This window comes from Streptomyces sp. RPA4-2, from assembly GCF_012273515.2.
GTDB lineage: Bacteria > Actinomycetota > Actinomycetes > Streptomycetales > Streptomycetaceae > Streptomyces > Streptomyces kaempferi.
This window is the reverse complement of sequence record NZ_CP050975.2, coordinates 6,957,180-6,974,736: the sequence shown is the minus strand read 5'-3', so window position 1 is coordinate 6,974,736 and position 17,557 is coordinate 6,957,180. Positions and strand designations below refer to the sequence as shown.

At 72.6% G+C, this 17,557-nt stretch carries 14 protein-coding genes; 4 read left to right on the top strand and 10 right to left on the bottom strand.

Translation table 11 applies throughout. From position 1 onward, the window contains the following. Nucleotides 1-267: 267 nt before the first annotated feature. The gene (locus HEP85_RS30495; protein WP_168530755.1) at nt 268-1,311 is read left to right on the top strand and encodes a DUF2637 domain-containing protein; all 1,044 of its coding nucleotides are present in this window, start codon (nt 268-270) and stop codon (nt 1,309-1,311) included. A gap of 155 nt (nt 1,312-1,466) precedes the next feature. Here the strand turns inward: HEP85_RS30495 and HEP85_RS30490 are convergent, their stop codons facing one another. The 4 genes from HEP85_RS30490 to HEP85_RS30475 form a co-directional block, all read right to left on the bottom strand. Continuing rightward, on the bottom strand, nt 1,467-1,889 hold the full coding sequence (locus HEP85_RS30490) for an ATP-binding protein (protein WP_168534169.1): 423 nt from the start codon (nt 1,887-1,889) through the stop codon (nt 1,467-1,469). Nucleotides 1,890-2,731: 842 nt separating this feature from the next. Then, a complete protein-coding gene (locus HEP85_RS30485) occupies nt 2,732-4,474 on the bottom strand; it encodes a pyruvate dehydrogenase (protein WP_168530754.1) in 1,743 nt (580 codons plus the stop codon). 75 nt (nt 4,475-4,549) lie between these two features. Continuing rightward, on the bottom strand, nt 4,550-5,566 hold the full coding sequence (locus HEP85_RS30480) for a PP2C family serine/threonine-protein phosphatase (RefSeq protein ID WP_369658139.1): 1,017 nt from the start codon (nt 5,564-5,566) through the stop codon (nt 4,550-4,552). 960 nt (nt 5,567-6,526) lie between these two features. Continuing rightward, on the bottom strand, nt 6,527-6,736 hold the full coding sequence (locus HEP85_RS30475) for a hypothetical protein (protein WP_369657908.1): 210 nt from the start codon (nt 6,734-6,736) through the stop codon (nt 6,527-6,529). A 486-nt stretch (nt 6,737-7,222) separates the two neighbouring features. On the opposite strand from HEP85_RS30475, the gene HEP85_RS30470 reads away from it, so the two are divergent. Continuing rightward, complete coding sequence (locus HEP85_RS30470; RefSeq protein ID WP_168530753.1) at nt 7,223-8,212, top strand: LuxR family transcriptional regulator; 990 nt, start codon at nt 7,223-7,225, stop codon at nt 8,210-8,212. 36 nt (nt 8,213-8,248) lie between these two features. After that, on the top strand, nt 8,249-8,731 hold the full coding sequence (locus HEP85_RS30465; protein WP_168530752.1) for a DUF456 domain-containing protein: 483 nt from the start codon (nt 8,249-8,251) through the stop codon (nt 8,729-8,731). Nucleotides 8,732-8,763: 32 nt separating this feature from the next. On the opposite strand, the gene HEP85_RS30460 is transcribed toward HEP85_RS30465, so the two are convergent. After that, a complete protein-coding gene (locus tag HEP85_RS30460; RefSeq protein WP_369657907.1) occupies nt 8,764-9,813 on the bottom strand; it encodes an SGNH/GDSL hydrolase family protein in 1,050 nt (349 codons plus the stop codon). A gap of 362 nt (nt 9,814-10,175) precedes the next feature. On the opposite strand from HEP85_RS30460, the gene HEP85_RS30455 reads away from it, so the two are divergent. Further along, entirely contained in the window at nt 10,176-10,544 is a 369-nt protein-coding gene (locus HEP85_RS30455; protein ID WP_168530750.1) for a PPOX class F420-dependent oxidoreductase, read from the top strand. On the opposite strand, the gene HEP85_RS30450 is transcribed toward HEP85_RS30455, so the two are convergent. The 5 genes from HEP85_RS30450 to HEP85_RS30430 all read right to left on the bottom strand — a co-directional run bounded on the left by HEP85_RS30450 (nt 10,483) and on the right by HEP85_RS30430 (nt 17,541). After that, nucleotides 10,483-11,958 carry an AlkA N-terminal domain-containing protein gene (locus HEP85_RS30450; protein ID WP_329295121.1) on the bottom strand — a complete coding sequence of 492 codons (1,476 nt, stop codon included), beginning with the start codon at nt 11,956-11,958 and terminating at the stop codon, nt 10,483-10,485. The genes HEP85_RS30455 and HEP85_RS30450 overlap by 62 nt on opposite strands. A 289-nt stretch (nt 11,959-12,247) precedes the next feature. Then, nucleotides 12,248-13,339 (bottom strand): ribosome small subunit-dependent GTPase A, encoded by a 1,092-nt coding sequence (gene rsgA, locus HEP85_RS30445; protein ID WP_168530749.1) that lies wholly within the window; start codon nt 13,337-13,339, stop codon nt 12,248-12,250. Nucleotides 13,340-13,689: 350 nt separating this feature from the next. Next, entirely contained in the window at nt 13,690-15,183 is a 1,494-nt protein-coding gene (locus tag HEP85_RS30440; RefSeq protein WP_365218929.1) for a cellulose-binding domain-containing protein, read from the bottom strand. A 267-nt stretch (nt 15,184-15,450) separates the two neighbouring features. Then, nucleotides 15,451-16,806, bottom strand: coding sequence for a radical SAM protein (locus tag HEP85_RS30435; protein WP_168530748.1), 1,356 nt, complete (start codon nt 16,804-16,806; stop codon nt 15,451-15,453). 72 nt (nt 16,807-16,878) lie between these two features. Then, nucleotides 16,879-17,541 (bottom strand): pyridoxamine 5'-phosphate oxidase family protein, encoded by a 663-nt coding sequence (locus tag HEP85_RS30430; RefSeq protein WP_168530747.1) that lies wholly within the window; start codon nt 17,539-17,541, stop codon nt 16,879-16,881. Nucleotides 17,542-17,557: the final 16 nt, after the last annotated feature.

The following is a 17,557-nucleotide window of genomic DNA, read 5'->3' as shown; positions in this document are numbered from 1 at the left end:
AAGATCAACTGCGACGGAGACACCCCTCGAGTTACAGGTGCTTCACAACTTCCTCACTTGTCGCAGGAACTTTCCGTTGAACCATCCGTACGGGTAATCTAATTCGCACTCAGCTCCCGTCCCTCGCGCGGCAGTTCGAGCAGAATGTCGCCCTGCGCATCCCTTGGCACTCCCTTGGCGGCCTCTTGCCGCGAAACCCCCTGAGGGGCGACGGGCTTGGGCCAATATGGCGGGCGTTACGCCCTATCCCAATGCAAGGGACCCCAGATGAGACTGACCGACATATCGCTGAATTGGCTGCTTCCGGGCGCCGTTTTGCTCCTGGGACTGCTGGCGGCGGTGGCGGTGCTCGCGCGCGGCAAGCGGTCCGGGGACGGCGCGGGCAGCAGTAACGACGAATCGTGGGAGCGCAGCGAGGAGCGCCGCCGGCGCAAGGAGGCCGTCTACGGCACGGCTTCCTACGTGCTGCTGTTCTGCTGTGCCGCGGTTGCCGCCGCGCTGTCCTTCCACGGCCTGGTCGGCTTCGGCCAGCAGAACCTCGGGCTGACCGACGGCTGGGAGTACCTCGTCCCGTTCGGTCTGGACGGCGCGGCCATGTTCTGCTCCGTACTCGCCGTGCGCGAGGCCAGCCACGGTGACGCGGCCCTCGGCTCACGCATACTCGTGTGGACCTTCGCCGGTGCCGCGGCCTGGTTCAACTGGGTGCACGCGCCGCGGGGCGTGGACCACTCGGGCGCTCCCCAGTTCTTCGCGGGCATGTCCCTGTCGGCCGCCGTACTGTTCGACCGGGCGCTGAAGCAGACCCGCCGTGCCGCGCTGCGTGAGCAGGGCCTGGTCCCGCGCCCGCTGCCGCAGATCCGGATAGTCCGCTGGCTGCGCGCTCCGCGTGAGACCTACAGCGCCTGGTCGCTGATGCTCCTGGAGAACGTCCGTACGCTGGACGAGGCCGTGGACGAGGTGCGCGAGGACAAGCGTCAGAAGGAGCAGACGCGTCTGCGCCGCCGCAACGAGGAGCGGGTCGAGCGCGCGCACCTGAAGGCGCTCAGCCGCGGTCACCGGGGCCTGCCGGGGCGCGCGAACGCACGGGCGCAGCTCGAGACGACCGTGGAGCGTGCTCCCGCCCAGGCCTCTACGGAGCCTGCTCTATCGGGGCCGGAACTGCCCGTACGCTCGCGGCCCTCCCTTCAGCCGGTCCGCAAGAGCGCTGACCCGATAACCGTCGACCTCACCGCGGAGGACGACACCATGGCCCTGCCGCGGCTCGACTCCCTGGAGCGCAAGCTCAAGGATCTGGAGCAGCAGTTCGGCTGACGTCCCGTCGGACGGGACCCGAGTGAAGTCCCGGTGGTCCGGCCGGAATCCGGCCGGACCCGGACTCGCATGACGCCCGGACGGGAATTCCGCCCGGACCAGGGTGACGCCCGGACGGGAACGACGTCCGGACAGGAATTACGGCGGCGCGGTGACTACACCGCGCCGCCGTCCAGTTCGAACCAGACCGACTTGCCGACGCCGTGGGCCCGAACGCCCCACGCGTCCGCGAGGGACTGTACGAGGACGAGTCCTCTGCCGTGCGTACCGTCGTCGGCGTCCGGTACCCGCGGCCTGGGCCTGCGTCCCACGAAGTCCCGTACCTCCACGCGGAGTCCGGAGGGCCGGACGGTGGCCGTCAGGATCACGTCGTGATCGGTGTGGATGAGAGCGTTGGTGACGAGCTCGCTGGTCAGCAGCTCGGCTATCTCGGACTTTCCCGGCCTCCCCCAGTGCCGTAAGAGTTCCCTCAGCGCTCTGCGTGCCTCGGGCACCGCCCGTAGGTCCGCCCTCGCCAGCCTGCGCCTGAGTTGCGCGGTGGCGGGTTGATCCGCCGCACTCCCGGACGTCTCCTCCATCATCGCCTTTGCCGTGGAGGCCCCGATCGCAACGGGACCGCGCCCTCGTACCTGCCTTCTCATGACCCCCGCCTGCATGCCGATGCCGATTCCCCTCGTGATCGAACATGTTCACGGGAATCCATGCCCTCCTACGCGAGACGGCAGTCATGTCGATTCGTCAACCCTCGGCCATGCGGGAGCGAAAGCGTGGCGGCGTGACGGGCCTGGGCTCCCGGCACCCGTCCGCCCGCGCTCCGGGGAACGGCGGTCGCCCCCCGGGAGTTGCGCACCTGCCGGGGTGACCCGGTCGACCGGGCGCGAGGCCCGGGCCGGAGGCCGTCGATGTCTTGGGGACGGCGGACGCTCCCGGGTCCGGCGACCGGTGGAGCCCGCACTCCGGGCCGCGTATGGGCGCCTCGCAGTCGTCGCGCTCGTCACGGATTCGGCGGGAAAAGCCCTGGTGGGCGGTCGGGACGCCGCCACGGGGGCGGATGGCACACCCGCTCGGGTGCGGCGCCCTGCCCCCGTACGGGAACGTCCCGCCCGCCTCGGCGCAGGCCCGGGGCACCCCCGTTCCGGTCTCCCTCACCGCCGCACGGCCTCTCCGGGTGCCGCCCTCCGTGGGGCGCGTGGGGGAGGTGAGCCGGAGCGCGAACGGCTCACGACGGCGGCGCGTCCGACGGTGGCGCACCACCCGGAGCCTCCTGTGCGGGCCGACGTACCGACCACGGGCGCTCGGCCCATCCACCGACTCTCGGCTGCGTGTCCGGCCGTACTCGACGAGGGCACACGGTCCGCCCGCGGCAGCGGACCGGCCGCCCGTCACCCGCGTCGACACAAACCCCTGCGGGTCAATACGCCTAAGGCCTCGGTACGTTCCTGATGTTCGAACGGGCCATCTGGAGCATGCGGCCGACTCCGCCGTCGAGGACGATCTTCGACGCCGACAGCGCGAAGCCGGTCACCATGTCCGCGCTGATCTTCGGCGGGATGGACAGGGCGTTGGGGTCCGTGACGATGTCGACGAGGGCGGGGCCCTTGTGCTTGAAGGCCTCCTTCAGGGCGCCGGCCAGTTGCCGGGGCTTCTCGACGCGGACCCCGTAGGCGCCGCAGGCCCGGGCCACGGCCGCGAAGTCGGGATTCTTGTTGGTGGTCCCGTACGACGGAAGCCCGGCGACCAGCATCTCCAACTCGACCATGCCGAGGGAGGAGTTGTTGAAGAGGACGACCTTCACCGGCAGGTCGTACTGGACGAGGGTGAGGAAGTCGCCCATCAGCATGGAGAAGCCGCCGTCGCCGGACATCGACACGACCTGGCGTGCGCGGTCGCTGAACTGGGCGCCGATCGCCATCGGCAGCGCGTTCGCCATCGAACCGTGCGAGAACGAACCGATGATGCGGCGGCGGCCGTTGGGCGAGATGTAGCGTGCCGCCCAGACGTTGCACATCCCGGTGTCGACGGTGAACACCGCGTCCTCGTCGGCGAGTTCGTCCACCACCGAGGCGACGTACTCGGGGTGGATCGGAACGTGTTTCTCGACCTTCCGGGTGTACGCCTTCACCACCCCCTCGAGCGCGTCCGCGTGCTTCTTCAGCATCTTGTCCAGGAAGCGGCGGTCGCCCTTGGCGCGCACCCGCGGGGTGAGACAGCGCAGGGTCTCCTTGACGTCGCCCCAGACCGCCAGGTCCAGCTTCGAGCGCCGGCCCAGGTGTTCGGGGCGGACGTCGACCTGGGCGATCTTCACGTCGTCCGGGAGGAAGGCGTTGTAGGGGAAGTCGGTGCCGAGGAGGATGAGCAGGTCGCACTCGTGCGTGGCCTCGTAGGCCGCGCCGTAGCCGAGCAGACCGCTCATGCCGACGTCGAACGGGTTGTCGTACTGAATCCACTCCTTGCCGCGCAGCGCGTGTCCCACCGGTGACTTGATCTTCTCCGCGAACTCCATGACCTCGGTGTGCGCCCCCGCCGTCCCGCTGCCGCAGAAGAGGGTGACCCGGTCGGCCTCGTCGATCAGCGCGACGAGCTTGTCGATCTCTGCGTCGCCGGGGCGGACGCTCGGCCGGGAGGTGACGAGGGCGGTCTCGACGGTCTTCTCCGGGGCGGGAGCGGCGGCGATGTCGCCGGGGAGCGACACGACACTGACCCCCGACTGGCCGATCGCGTGCTGGATGGCGGTCTGCAGCAGCCTGGGCATCTGCTTCGGGTTGGAGATCAGCTCGCTGTAGTGGCTGCACTCGCTGAAGAGCCGGTCGGGATGGGTCTCCTGGAAGTAGCCGAGGCCGATCTCGCTGGAGGGGATCTGCGAGGCGAGGGCGAGGACCGGGGCCATGGAGCGGTGGGCGTCGTACAGACCGTTGATGAGATGGAGGTTGCCGGGGCCGCAGGAGCCGGCGCAGGCGGTGAGCCGACCCGTGATCTGGGCCTCCGCTCCCGCGGCGAAGGCGGCGGTCTCCTCGTGCCGGACGTGGATCCAGTCGATCGCGGAATTGCGCCGGATCGCGTCCACGACCGGGTTCAGGCTGTCACCGACGACGCCGTACAGGCGCTTGACCCCCGCGCGGGCGAGGATGTCGACGAACTGTTCGGCGACGTTCTGCTTGGCCATGCTGCACGCACCCCTTAGTGGTCCTGGAACCCTTGAGTCCGTCCTCTGGGGTCCATGAATTCACAGGGAACGCGGTTACGCCTCCCAAACCGCCGCGGCGGTCCGGTCGTCCGCGTATCCCTTGACCCTCACCTGGGTGTCGGCCAGGAACGCGGCCAGCCCCGGCGGCCCGCCGGTGGACCAGCGGGTCGTCAGGTGCTCGCAGAGCCCCGGTTCGCCGCGCAGGGGATCGGCGAGGCCGCCCGTGCACAGCAGGAGCGTGTCACCCGGCCGGGCGACGGAGGCACGGAAACGGAAGGGGGCACGCGGGGGTGCGGGGGCGGGCTCGTAGGGGCTCGGGGGTGTCGTGATGCCCAGGTCCATGGTGAGCCGGTCGCCCTCGGGGGTCTCGTGGGGCAGCGACCCGAAGCCGACCACCGGCTCTCCGACGGTGTCGCCGGTCCGCGGCTCGATGTCCTGCCACTCGCCGTCCCTCAGCCGGAAGAGACCGCCGTCGCCGACGCCGAAGAAGACACGCGTACGGCACTCGGGGTCCGCGGTGAGCAGCAGACAGCGCAGGCTCGCGGTGTAGTCCTCGGGCTCGACGCCCTGCTCGGCCGCGCTCGCGCGCAGTTTGCCGAGGCTGCGGTCGGTGAGCCGGTGCAGCCCCGACTTCAGGTCCCCGCGCCGGGCGGCCCGGATGTCCTCGGCGAGCCGTGCGTGACTGCGCCCGACGGCCCGTCCGATCCACCGGCAGGCCTCGGCGGCCGCCCGGTGCGCGCCGGGGGTGGCACGGGCTCCGGTCGCCATCGCGACCAGCACGAGCGCCTGCTCCGCGGTCCCGAAGCGGGCGGTCAGCAGGGCGTCGCGGCGCGGCTCACCGCGGTAGCGCGCGGAGTCCCCGCGCACGGAGACCGCCCGCAGGGTGCTGGTCCCGTAGCGCGCCCCGTCCAGCACGGTGTCGGAGACCAGGTCGTCGAGACCGTCCGGGTCGGCGGGCGGAAGCGCGGTGGGTTCGGCGTCGTAGGTGGGCGGGCCCGAGCCCACGTGGGCCACGGAGGGCCGCTCCTGGGAAGCGACGGGCACGGGTTCGTACGGCGCGGGGACGGACAGGTCGGGGCGGGTGGGCGACGGAGCGGCGGCCGGGGGCTCGGCGGCCGGGGTGTGCGGGGCCCAGGTGTCGGGCTGTGCGCCGCCCGGGGAGGCCGGGGGCGGCGGGAGCGCGGCCGGGGTGTCCAGCGGGGGCCCGGGAGGCCGCGGCGGCACGGCTGCCGGGACGGCCGACGCGGGCGACGCCGTGGGGGGCGGGGGTGCGGGCGGGGCCACGGCGCTCGGCGGAACCTCGGCTCGGTACCCCGGAGGCGTCGGCCCGAGCGGGAAGGCCGCGGGCGCGGACGGACCGGCGGGCGGCGGTGGGGCGGCGGGCCTCGGCGGATCGGGAGGCGCGGACGGACCGGCGGACGCGGACGAATCGACGGGGGCGGACGAATCGGCACCTGCCCATGGGCGGGCGGACGCTTAAAGCGGATCAGCGGGCCTCGGCGGACCGGCCGGTGCCGGCGGATCAGCGGGCGCGGACGGACCGGCGGACCCGGACGAACCGATGGACGCGGACGAACCAGCACCTGCCCACGGGTCCGCGGACGCAGGCGCGGCAGCGGGCGCCGACAGCCCGGCAGATGCCGGCGGATCGGCGGGGGCCGGCGGACCGACAAGCCCGGACGGACCGACGGGGGCCGACGCGTCGGCGCCTGCCCATGGTCCGGCGGACACGGGCGGGGCGGCCGGCGCCGACGGCCCGACGGATACGGGCGGATCGGCGGGCCTCGGCGGATCGGCGGGCGCGGACGAATCCTTGGGCGTCCACGGTGAAGCGGGCGCGGGCGGGGTGAAGGGTGTCGGAGGATCGGCCCGCGGCGGTTCCCAGGGGGCCCGCCCGCGTGCGGGGTCGTCCCGGAGCGGCGGGTCGGAAGCGGCCCGGGGGCCACGCCGCGGCGCGACGCGCCGTGCCAGGGCCCCGAGCCGCCGCCGCGCCGCTCCGGCGGCGCGGGAGGCTCCCCCGGTGGCGGGGTGTCACGCTCCGGCGTCTGCGACCAGCCGGCGGAACCCGCCCCGGCTCACGGCCCCGGCCGTACCCGCCCCGACCGTCCCCGCGGCCGACGCGAACCGGTCGTCGAGGGAATCGGGCGCGACGGCGGGCCCCGTGTCCTGGGTGGAGTCGTCGTACAACTGCCCCCACCAATCGTCCTCGTGACCGGTGCGGCTCTCCCCCTGCTGGCTCATGCCCCTAATTGTCACCGCGGGAGCCGGTTGAAAACGGGGCATCCGGAAATCCGGCCACCCGACCGGTCCACTGAACGCCCAGCCTTCGAAATCTCGAACAACGGCGCGGGCAAAGGAGGTTCGGGAGAAACCGCCGGACGATCCCACCCCCCACGGGAGAACCGCCCGGCGGCGACTGGATGACCGGGTCCCGCGCACCTCACCGGCCCGCACCACGGTCCGGCCCGCCGACGCGCCGTTCAGGTCGGCCGGATTCACCCCTGAGCGCGACCTGCTTCCCTGGGACTTGCCCGGGACTTCCCTGGAACTCCGCCGGGACTTCCCTGGGATTCCCGGCAGGCCTCCACCGGCGGTGACCGGTGCCCCGGTGACGTGAGCTTGGCAGAGTTGCGGGTGCTGCGGCGATGATGTGCCGAGGCGGGTTTGCGCCGTGGCCGGTTTCCGCCACGGCCCGGCCGGAACGGAACCTGGGGAGGGCATCGCCGCATGCTGGGAGCGATAGGTCTGGACGAGACGCACGAGTCGGCGTACCGGGCACTGGTGTCCGTGGGCGCCGCGGACGTGCCCGATCTCGCACGCCGGCTCACGCTCGGCGAGTACGACACCGAACGCGCCCTGCGCCGGCTCGAACGGCACGGACTCGCGGCCCAGTCGTCGGCGCGGCCGGGACGCTGGGTCGCGGCGCCTCCGGGGGTCGCGCTCGGCGCGCTGCTCACCCAGCAGCGGCACGAGCTGGACAAGGCGGAACTGGCGGCCGCGCTGCTCGCCGAGGAGTACCGCGCGCAGGCCACCGAACCCGCCGTCCACGACCTGGTCGAGGTGGTGATCGGCGCGGCGGCGGTCACCCAGCGCTTCCTGCAGCTCCAGCTCGGCGCGAGCGAGGAGGTGTGCGCCCTGGTCACCGGGAACCCGGTGGCGGTCTCCGGAATGGACAACGACGCGGAGGAGCAGGCGGCCGGGCGCGGCGTCCGCTACCGCGTCGTCCTCGAACGCGCCGTACTCGACCAGCCCGCCGGTGTCACCGAGCTGTCCGCCGCGCTCGGCCGCGAGGAAGAGGTACGGGTGCGGGACAAGGTGCCGACCAAACTGGTGATCGCCGACCGGACCCTCGCGATGGTGCCGCTCACCTCCCACACCTCCCACACCGCCCAGCCCGCCGCGCTGGTCGTGCACGCCAGCGGGCTGCTGGAGCTGCTGTCGGGCCTGTTCGAGTCGGTGTGGCGGGACGCGCTACCGCTGCGGCTGGGCAGCCGGGGCTTCGAGGAACAGGGGCCGGACGGCCCGGACGGCACCGATCTGGAGATCCTCTCGCTGCTGCTGGCCGGGCTGACCGACGCGAGCGTGGCCAAACAGCTCGATCTGGGTCTGAGGACCGTCCAGCGCCGGGTGAAGCGGCTGATGGAGCTGACGGACGTGACGACCCGGCTGCAGCTGGGCTGGCACGCCTACGAGAAGGGCTGGGTGGCCCGGGGCTGACCTGCGGTCCTCCGTCCGCTCCGGCACCCTGGACAGATGGGAGTGTGGGAACTCCTGCTGGTCGGCGTGGTGATCGCGCTCGGCGTGTGCGGAGTGCTGGTGCCCGGTGTGCCGGGGTCGTGGCTCGTCTGGGCCGCGGTCCTGTGGTGGGCGCTGAGCGCCCCGCAGGTACTGGCCTGGGGCGTGCTCGTGGGCGCGACCCTGGTCCTGCTGCTGGCCCAGGCGATCCGCTGGGCGCTGCCTCCCCGGCGGCTCCGTGAGGGCGGCGCCACCCCGCGTACGGGGCTGTACGCGGGGACCGGGGCGCTGCTCGGCTTCTGTCTGCTGCCGGTGATCGGCGCGGTGCCGGGCTTCGTCGGCGGGATCTATCTCCATGAGCGGCTGGGCGTGGGCGGGCACGAGCGGGCCTGCTCGACCGTGCGGACCCTGATGCGGTCCGGCGGCTGGAGCGTACTGACGGAGCTGTTCGCGTGTCTGCTGATCGCGGGTGCGTGGCTGGGCGCGGTGGTCTGGGGCTGACGCTCCCGGGCGGGGACCGCGGCCGCCCTCCCTCAGGACCTGTCGGGAACGAGCGTTCCCAGATCGACCGTGTCGGCCATCGCCCGCATACCCGCGTCGTTGAAGTGGAGGTGGTCGCCGGGATCGTAGGCGGGGCGGATGCGGTACGGGTCGGCCGGGTCGCGGACGGCGGCGTCGAAGTCGGCCACCGCGTCGAAGAGGCCGCCCTCGCGGAGGAAGGCGTTGACCTCCTGCCGGACGGCCTCGCGCGCCTCGGTCCACGCCGGATGGCCGCCGTACGGCGTGATCGTGGCGCCGACGACCCGGAGCCCGAGGGCGTGCGCGCGCGTCACGATCCGGCGGTAGGCGCCTTCCAGGGCACGGGGGTCCCGCTGCTCCGGCGTGCCCTTGATGTCGTTGACGCCCTCCATCACGATCACCGCGCGCACCCCGGTGCGGGAGAACACGTCGGCGTCGAGCCGGTCCAGGGCGCTGGGACCGCTGCCCGCGAGCAGCAGCCGGTTTCCGGAGATCCCCGCGTTGAGGACACCGAGCCGGCGGTACGGGGGGAGGTCGCGCAGCCGGGCGGCGAGCCGGTCGGGCCAGCGGTGGTTGGTGTCGGGGGTCGAACCGGTCCCGTCGGTGATGGAGTCCCCGAGTGTGACCACGCTCCCCGCGGCGGGGGCGCCCAGGACGTCGACACCGGTCACGTAGAACCAGTTGTCGAGGCCGACGGTGTACCGGGTACCGCGCTCGTCCGTGGTCCGATCACCCTCGCGGGCGAGGAAGTTGGTCTGGTGAGCCGAGCGGTGGTACGTCGCCGGGCCGGAGTCGGCCGGGGTGTGGACGGAGATCAGGAGGTTGGCGTCGGCGGGGATCCGCAGGCGGACGGGGTCGCCGACCAGGTCCGTGCCCGGCGGGACGACCACCGACCCGGCACCGGCGAAGGTCACCGTCCGCATCGATCCCGGGACGGCGTCCGGTCCCGCGGGCTCCCCCGGCTCCTGCAACGCGACGGTGACGGCCCCGAGCAGCAGGGGCTCGGTGCCCAACCGGTTGGAGAGCCGGACGCGGACCGCCTCGCCGCCGACACTCGTGTGCACGACGTTGCGGATCGAGGCGCCGGGCCGGGCCGGGGCGGTGCCGGAGGGGCGGCCTCCCAGGTGCCCGTCCAGCGCCGTACGGCGGGGTCACCTCCTGGGGCGGGGCCGGGGCCCGTGTCGGCTCTCGCGCACGGTGTGGCGAGCGTCAGGACGGTTGCCAGGGCGGCGACAAGGTGCCGGACCATGATCACGCGGGTCATGCGGCATGGCTTCCCCGGTCACCGGCGCCCCCAACGGTATGTCACACCGTCAGCCGCACTCCGGTTCAAGCGCATTGACCCGTGGCACCCGCTCCCGCTCCCCTCCAGGCTCCGGGTCCTCGGCCCGATGCGTGCCCGGCGCCGACGTGTTTGGCTGCTGCCATGACCGAATTCAGCGAGGCCGAGCGCGCGTATCTGAAATCGCAGCGGCTGGGACGGCTGGCCACCGTCGACGCCCACGGCCAGCCGCAGGCGAACCCCGTGGGGTTCTTCCCCCGGGACGACGGGACGATCCTGATCGGCGGCCACGCCATGGGCACCACCAAGAAGTGGCGCAATCTGCGGAAGAACCCGAAGGTCGCCCTCGTCGTCGACGACGTCGTCAGTCTCCGGCCGTGGAAGGTACGCGGCATCGACATCCGCGGCGAGGCCGAACTGCTCACCGGTCCGCACGACTTGGGCCCCCACTTCAGCGAGGAACTGATCCGCGTCCATCCGCGGCGCATCCACAGCTGGGGCCTGGTCGACTGACTTCCCAGCGCCCTTCGCCCCGTGCCGCCGCCGCGTCCTCCTGCTCCGCCCTGAGGTGTCGCACCCCGTACGAACGCCACGGTCGCCACGCCTCCGGGACGTCCTCGCCGGGTGGTGCCACGTCGGGGTCACCGAGGGCGCGGGTCCGGACGACGGCGACCGTGTGCGCGTCCATACCCGGCAGCGCGAGCATGGCCGCCTCCGCCGCGTCGCGATCGGCACCCGCGTCGAGCCGCAGTGTGCCGTCGGCGAGGGCGGCGGTGAGCGTACCGAGGGGGCCGTCCGGCTCGGCCTCCGCGAGGACGGCCGGCTCCGGGAACACATGGGTGAGCGTCCCGTGCGGGGCGTCCAGTGTCTTCCCGTACCGGCGCACCAGCCGCTCCGCGGCGGCCCGCCCCACCAGCGCGCGCACGGCCAGTTCGTCCGGATCCACGGCACCCGGCGACCGCAGACCGGGTCGCGCGGCGACCGACGGCGCCAGCAGCGGATCGGCTCCCAGCCGCTCGTCCACCGCGTACGGATCGGCGTCGAGATCGAACAGCCGCCGCAACCGCTGGACGGCGGTGGTCAGATCACGCAGGTCCGTGAGGTGAAGCCGGGTGTCGAGCCAGCCGCCCGGCCGGGACGCCGGCCTGTCCGCGCGCTCGTTCACCGCGACGACTCCGCTGCCGTACGGAAGGCGGAGGGTGCGCCGGTAGGTACGGCGACCGCGGACGCCGCTCATGTCCTCCACGCCCGCGACCGTCTCACGGGCGAGGAGGTCGAAGACGGCCGTCGACCGGTACGGCCCCCGGTGGGCGAGGCGCAGTGGGATCCCGGCGGCCGGGGTGTCCGCGCGCCTGGTGCCGGGCGCGCCGCGCGAGGCCGCGGCGCGCAGTGCGCTGGGCGTCGAGGCGTACACCGCGCGGATGGTGTCGTTGAACTGCCGCACGCTGGCGAACCCGGCCGCGAACGCGATCTCCGTGACCGGCAGTCCGGTGGTCTGCAACAGGACCCTGGCGGTGTGGGCCCGCTGGGCACGGGCCAGCGCGACGGGGCCCGCGCCGACCTCGGCGGTGAGCTGCCGCTGCACCTGGCGGGTGCTGTACCCGAGACGTGCGGCGAGACCGCCGACGCCTTCGCGGTCCACCACACCGTCACCGATCAACCGCATGGCGCGACCCACGACATCGGCCCGCACGTTCCACTCCGCGGAGCCCGGCACGGCGTCCGGGCGGCATCTGCGGCAGGCCCGGAATCCCGAGCCCTGGGCGGCCGCCGCGGTCGTGTAGTAGCGCACGTTCCGCCGCCTCGGGGTCACCGCCGGGCAGCTCGGCCGGCAGTAGATCCCCGTCGTCTCCACCGCGAAGAAGAACTCCCCGTCGAACCGGGCGTCTCTGCTCCGCACGGCCTCGTACCTGGTCTCTTCGTCGATCACGTGTCCCAGTGTGCGGGGTGGCTGCCGCCGGGGCTGGCGGGAATCGGACGTGAGGCTCGTTCCCGTTCCTGGGGGCTGCCGCCCCCAGACCCCCGCTTCGGCCTGAACGGCCTCGTCCTCAAACGCCGGACGGGCTGGGTATGTCAGCCCGTCCGGCGTTTGAGGACGAGCCCTTCGGGCGAGGGCGGGGGTCCAGGGGCGCAGCGCCCCTGGCGGGGGTCCGGGGGCGGAGCCCCCAGTCACGGACGGCGGCACCCGAACCCCACCCCCCTGCCCAGACCCAGTGTCAACGGCCCCGTTTGGCCTCCATGGCCGCCTTCCCCTCCGCACCCCTCCGCTTCCAGTCCCGCCGGATCTCCGCCCGCAACCGCGCGTCGGTCTTCGCGACGATGCGCTGGTTCTCACGCAGGAGCTTGCGGTAACTGTCGAGGCGTCGCTCGGGCAGGGCGCCGGACTCGACGGCGGTGAGCACGGCGCAGCCGGGCTCGGCGACGTGCGCGCAGTCGTGGAAACGACAGCCCCCGGCGAGTTCCTCGATCTCCGAGAAGACCTGCCCGACCCCGGACTCGGCGTCCCAGAGGCCGACGCCGCGCAGACCGGGTGTGTCGATGAGGACGCCGCCGCCGGGGAGGGCGAGAAGGTTGCGGGTCGTGGTGGTGTGGCGGCCCTTGCCGTCCACGTCCCGCGCGGCCTGGACATCCATCACGTACTCGCCGATCAGGGCGTTGGCGAGGGTCGACTTGCCCGCGCCGGACTGTCCGAGGAGCACGGTCGTGCCGCCGGAGAGGACGGCCGCCAGCACGTCGAGCCCCTCGCCCTTGCTGGCGCTCACCGGAAGTACGGCGACCCCCGGCGCGGTGGTCTCCACGTCCTGTACGAGGTGACCGAGGGTGACGGGGTCCGGCACCAGGTCGGCCTTGGTGAGGACGACGACGGGTTGCGCGCCGGATTCCCAGGCCAGTGCGAGGAAGCGTTCGATGCGGCCGAGTTCGAGTTCCACGGCGAGCGACACGGCGACGACGACGTAGTCGACGTTGGCCGCGAGGATCTGTCCCTCGGAGCGTTTGGAGGAGGTGGAGCGCACGAAGGCGGTACGGCGCGGCAGATACGTGCGTACGTAGCGCGGGTGGCCCCCGGGTTCGACGGCGACCCAGTCGCCCGTGCACACGACCCGCAACGGATCGTGCGGGGTCACGAACGCGGTGTCCGCGCGCAGGACACCGTCGGCGGTGACCACGTCGCACTGCCCGCGGTCGACGCGGACGACCCGCCCGGCCAGCAGCCCCTCGGCGTCGTACGGAGCGAACTCGTCCGCCCAGGCGTCGTCCCAGCCGTACGGCTGGAGAGGGTGTGCCGCGGGGAAAACGGAGGAAGTCAAGGGAAACCCTTCACAAGGGTGGCCCCGGCACGCGCACTCGGGCGCGAAGAAGGTGGAAGGTCAGCCGGCGGCCACGGAGGTGGACTTGATGAACTTCTGGATGCGGGAAACGCCCATCTCAGTGACAGCCATCGGTCACACCTCCTTCATCGCTCAGCCGGCAGCGGCGGCCGACGGCCACCGTGTGAAGCGGTCTTCACTGTATAGAGAGCCGATTCTCGGCGCCACCGGATATTTCCGCTCCCGCACGGTGCCGGACCGGCATACGCCACCGCGGGCCGGAGGCGAGCCCGTGCGACCGCCCCTCCCCGACCGACGCCCTCGACCGGCCGGCACCCAGCAGGCGCCCCTCAACTACCGGCGTCACACCGGTCGTTGTTGAGGGTGAAGTCGTGCGGGGCCGAGTTGGCGCCACTCCACGAGCCGAGGAAGCCGAAGGCGAAGGTGCCGTTGGCGGCGACGGATTTGTTGTAGTCGGCGGCGGTGGCCGTGACCCTGGCGTCGTCCTGGGCGAAGGTGCCGTCCCACATCTGGCCGACGCGCTGGCCGTCGTCGAAGGTCCAGCCGAGCCGCCAGGTGCCGAGGGCCTCGGCGGAGGTGACGGTGACGGTGGCCTGGAAGCCGTCCGGCCACTCGTTGACGATCTCGTACTTCACCGCGCAGTCCGCCGACGCGCTCTTGGTGACGTCCGCCGGCCGGCGCGACGTGTCCGCGGGCTCGGAGGACTCTCCCTGGGCCTCCGGGTCGGAGCCGGCCTCCGGCCGTGCCGTCGAGGCCGCGGTGGCGGTGGCTGTGGCTGTGGCGGTGGGCGAGCCCGACGTGGCCACCGGGAGGGAAGGCACGGGCTCCGCCACCGGCTGCCGCTCGTCCGGCGCGCCGGACGCGGGCGTACCGCCGCCGTGGGAACCGCCGAAGGGCATCAGGGAGACCGTGAGCGCCAGCGCCGACACGACGGCGGCGGCCACCAGGATCCCGGTCCGGCCGATCCGGGGCCGGACCGGCCCGCCCTCGGCGAGGCCCGTGTCCACGGCCGCGTCCGTACGGCCGCCGGCCAGTCCCGCCTCGGCGGCGCGGCGCCGCCGTTCCAGATACGCGAGTCCGCCCCAGCCGATCACTCCGCCCGAGATCGCCGCGGGCAGCCCGCCGCCGTGCAGCCGCAGACAGGCGGCCGCCTCCGCGCACCGCACGCAGCGCGCGAGATGCCGCGAGAGGTCACCGGGGGTCTCGGCGCCGGACGAGCGGGTGACCGCGTCCAGGAGCCGTGCGTAGCTGCGGCAGTCGGCGTCCATCGGGGTGTCGAGGTGGTTGCGATGGCAACGGTCCCGGAACAGCGCCCGTACCTGGGTGAGTTCGGTGGCCACTGTCGACGGGTCCAGGCCGAGCCGCCGGGCCACGGCGGGCAGTGGCAGCGATTCGACCTCGGCCAGCCAGAGGAGGGCGGCGTCCGGCTCCTGCATGTCCTGCAGGCCGCGCAGCGCGACGGGGCGGTGCAGCGGCGGACCGGTGTAGCGCGTGGCCTTCTCGGAGTTGAGCCACAGCCGCAGGTCGGGGTCGAGCCGGTGGCCCAGGCCGCCCCCCTCCCAGGCGGCGGCCGCGGCCCGGACCGAGGTCAGCATCAGGGGAATGCGGGGCAGCCGGAGCACCCTGCGCCCGGTGCCGGTGTTCTTCGATGCCTTGGTGGCGGCGCGCAGTTCGGTGATGCCGTGCGTGAAGGCCTCGGTCGCCAGTCGCGTGGCCGCGGCCGAACCGGACGTGCACAGATCGGCGTACGACAGGACCGCGTCCCAGCACTCCGAGAGCAGCGCGGCCTCGGCGGCGTCCTGGGGGGTCGGCAGGTCGGGCATGGGGGGCTCCTGCATCAACTGCTTCCATGTGCTACGTCAAAGAACGCAAATCCCAACTCGTCTTCTGTACTGGAGAGTTGGTGGCCATCTCAACGACGGGGCCCGAGCCTTTCACGGTTTCCGCACAACTGACAAGCGAGGCATTCAATTCATGCGACGGGCGTTCCCGGTGCCTCTCGGGGCACCGCGAACGGTCGTGGCACCACGCAAGGGCCTCCCTCCCGTAGTACGGAAGGGAGGCCGGAAAGTCTCGGTCTCAGGCGGCTTTCACGAGACCGCGGGCCCGCTCGTGTCCGCGACCGCGGGCTCCAGCGCCGGAAGGCTGTCCATGAAGGAGCTGACCGAGAAGACCGCGTTGCCCGGTCCGGGCGGCCCGTATCCGGGCGGGGAGGACAGCCCGAAGTCGTCCATCGTGGAGCGGTACGCCTCCAGGAGACGGATGTGGTACTCGAGCGGCGCGCCCTGCGGGTTGGCCTTGCCCAGGGGGGTCGTCGGCTCCGGGCACCAGGTGGTGAAGCGGGGGGTGATGCCGTGCGACATGAAGAAGCGCAGCCCCTCGGTGGTCGAGGCGATGGCCTCGTCGACCGTGGTGAAGCCGAACGGCTCGGCCATCTCCACGCCCGCCACGAAGTTGGGGATGACGTTGCGCGCGCCGAAGATCTCCGCGGAGTCGAGGATCCGCCGGTGCCACTCGTCGCGGCCGACGTAGCGCTCCTTGCCGGGGCAGTAGAGCTCGAAGAGACGGCGGTCCCACACTTCGTAGTTGGGGTGGTAGATCTGCACCCCGTAGTCCTTGAACCGCTGTACGTCGTCGCGCGGCAGCGCCTGTGCGACGACCTTGCCGATCCACCGCCCCGGGAACCGCTCCTCGATGGCCTTGGCGTAGTGCCCGTAGAAGTCGGCCTCGTCGCGGCCGGCGACCCGCGAGGTGATGGCGCCGCCGGTGAGGGTGTACGCGGTCGACGCCTTGGCGGTGTCGTACCGGTCGATGATCTCCAGCGCCTCCAGGACCTCCTCCACGTCCTTCACGCCGGTGTACGGGCGTCCGGCCGCCTTGTGCTGGCGCCAGTTGTGGTTGATGTCGCAGTACTGGCACTCCTCCTTGGCACCGAAGTACTGGCAGACACGGAAGACGGTGAGGTAGATCAGGTAGCCCCACTGGATGGTGGGAGCCACCTCCATCACGGACTTCCCGTTGGAGAGGGTGTGCCGGTAGTACTCGGGCATCGGCGGCACGCCGACGTCGGAGATGCGCTTGCCGTCGAGGTACAGCCCGAGCACGCCGTCCTCGTCGGCGGCCACCCGGTACGGCGAGGCGGGGTTGACGCGCACGGACACGACCGTCCGCCGCAGGTCGTACGGGCCGCCGGTGAGGATGATCTCCTCGGGCGGACGCCTCAGGGCCGCCTCGCCCAGTTCGGGCAGGGTGCCGTGGTCGAAGGAGAAGATGAAGTACGACTTCGGCTTGACGTCACCGGCCGCCTCGTTGGTGGTGTCGCTCAGCGCCGAGGCGTCGAAGGCCACACCCCCGCGGAGCAGGTCCTCCTTGAAGACGGCTTCCCGTGGTACGTGCGGGAACCGCTCCATCAGATCCTCGACCAGCGCGGTGCGGCTGCCGCCCATCCCGTTCTCCTCGCTCCCGGCTCGTGCCGAGCCCTGTGGCTCGACTCCTCACGGTATGCCCCTGCCTGCGCGTCAGCCGTGCCGGGTCCCCTCGCGTCGCGCGATGTGCGCGGGCGGGACCAGCTCGGGCGGCAGCAGCGGGTCGGGCTCGGGTGCGCCCCAGACCGTCGTGAGCGGCAGTGTCCCGGCCCAGAGTCCGAGCGCCGCGTCCGGCCCGTCCCCGTCGCCCGGGGCGCCCGTACGGATCTTCACGGAGGCCTCTTCCAGGGAGAGGGCGAGAAGGGTGGTCGCGGCCAGTTCCCGGCGGCTCGGGCGGCGGGCGTAGTCCCACTGGCCCGGCGTGGCGTGCTCGGTGAGACGGCGCAGCCCTTCCGTCTTCTCCTCCGGGTCGGTCACCTTCCGCGGTACGCCGTGGATCATGGCGCTCCGGTAGTTCACCCCGTGCTCGAACACGGACCGCGCCAGGACGAGCCCGTCGACGTGCGTGACGGTCACGCAGACCGGCGCCCCCGCCGCCAGGCTCCGGCTAGCGACCGAGCCGTGCACGTACAACGACTCCTCGTCGCGTCCGAAGACCGTCGGCACGACCACCGGCCGGCCCTCGACGACCACCCCCAGATGGCAGACGAATCCCGCGTCCAGGATGGCGTCCAGCTCGCCCCTGTCCAGGGAGCCCTGCTCGCGCAGACGGCGGTGTCGGGTGAGGTCGGTCTCGGGGAGCGGATTGTGGACCATGAAGCGGATATTACCG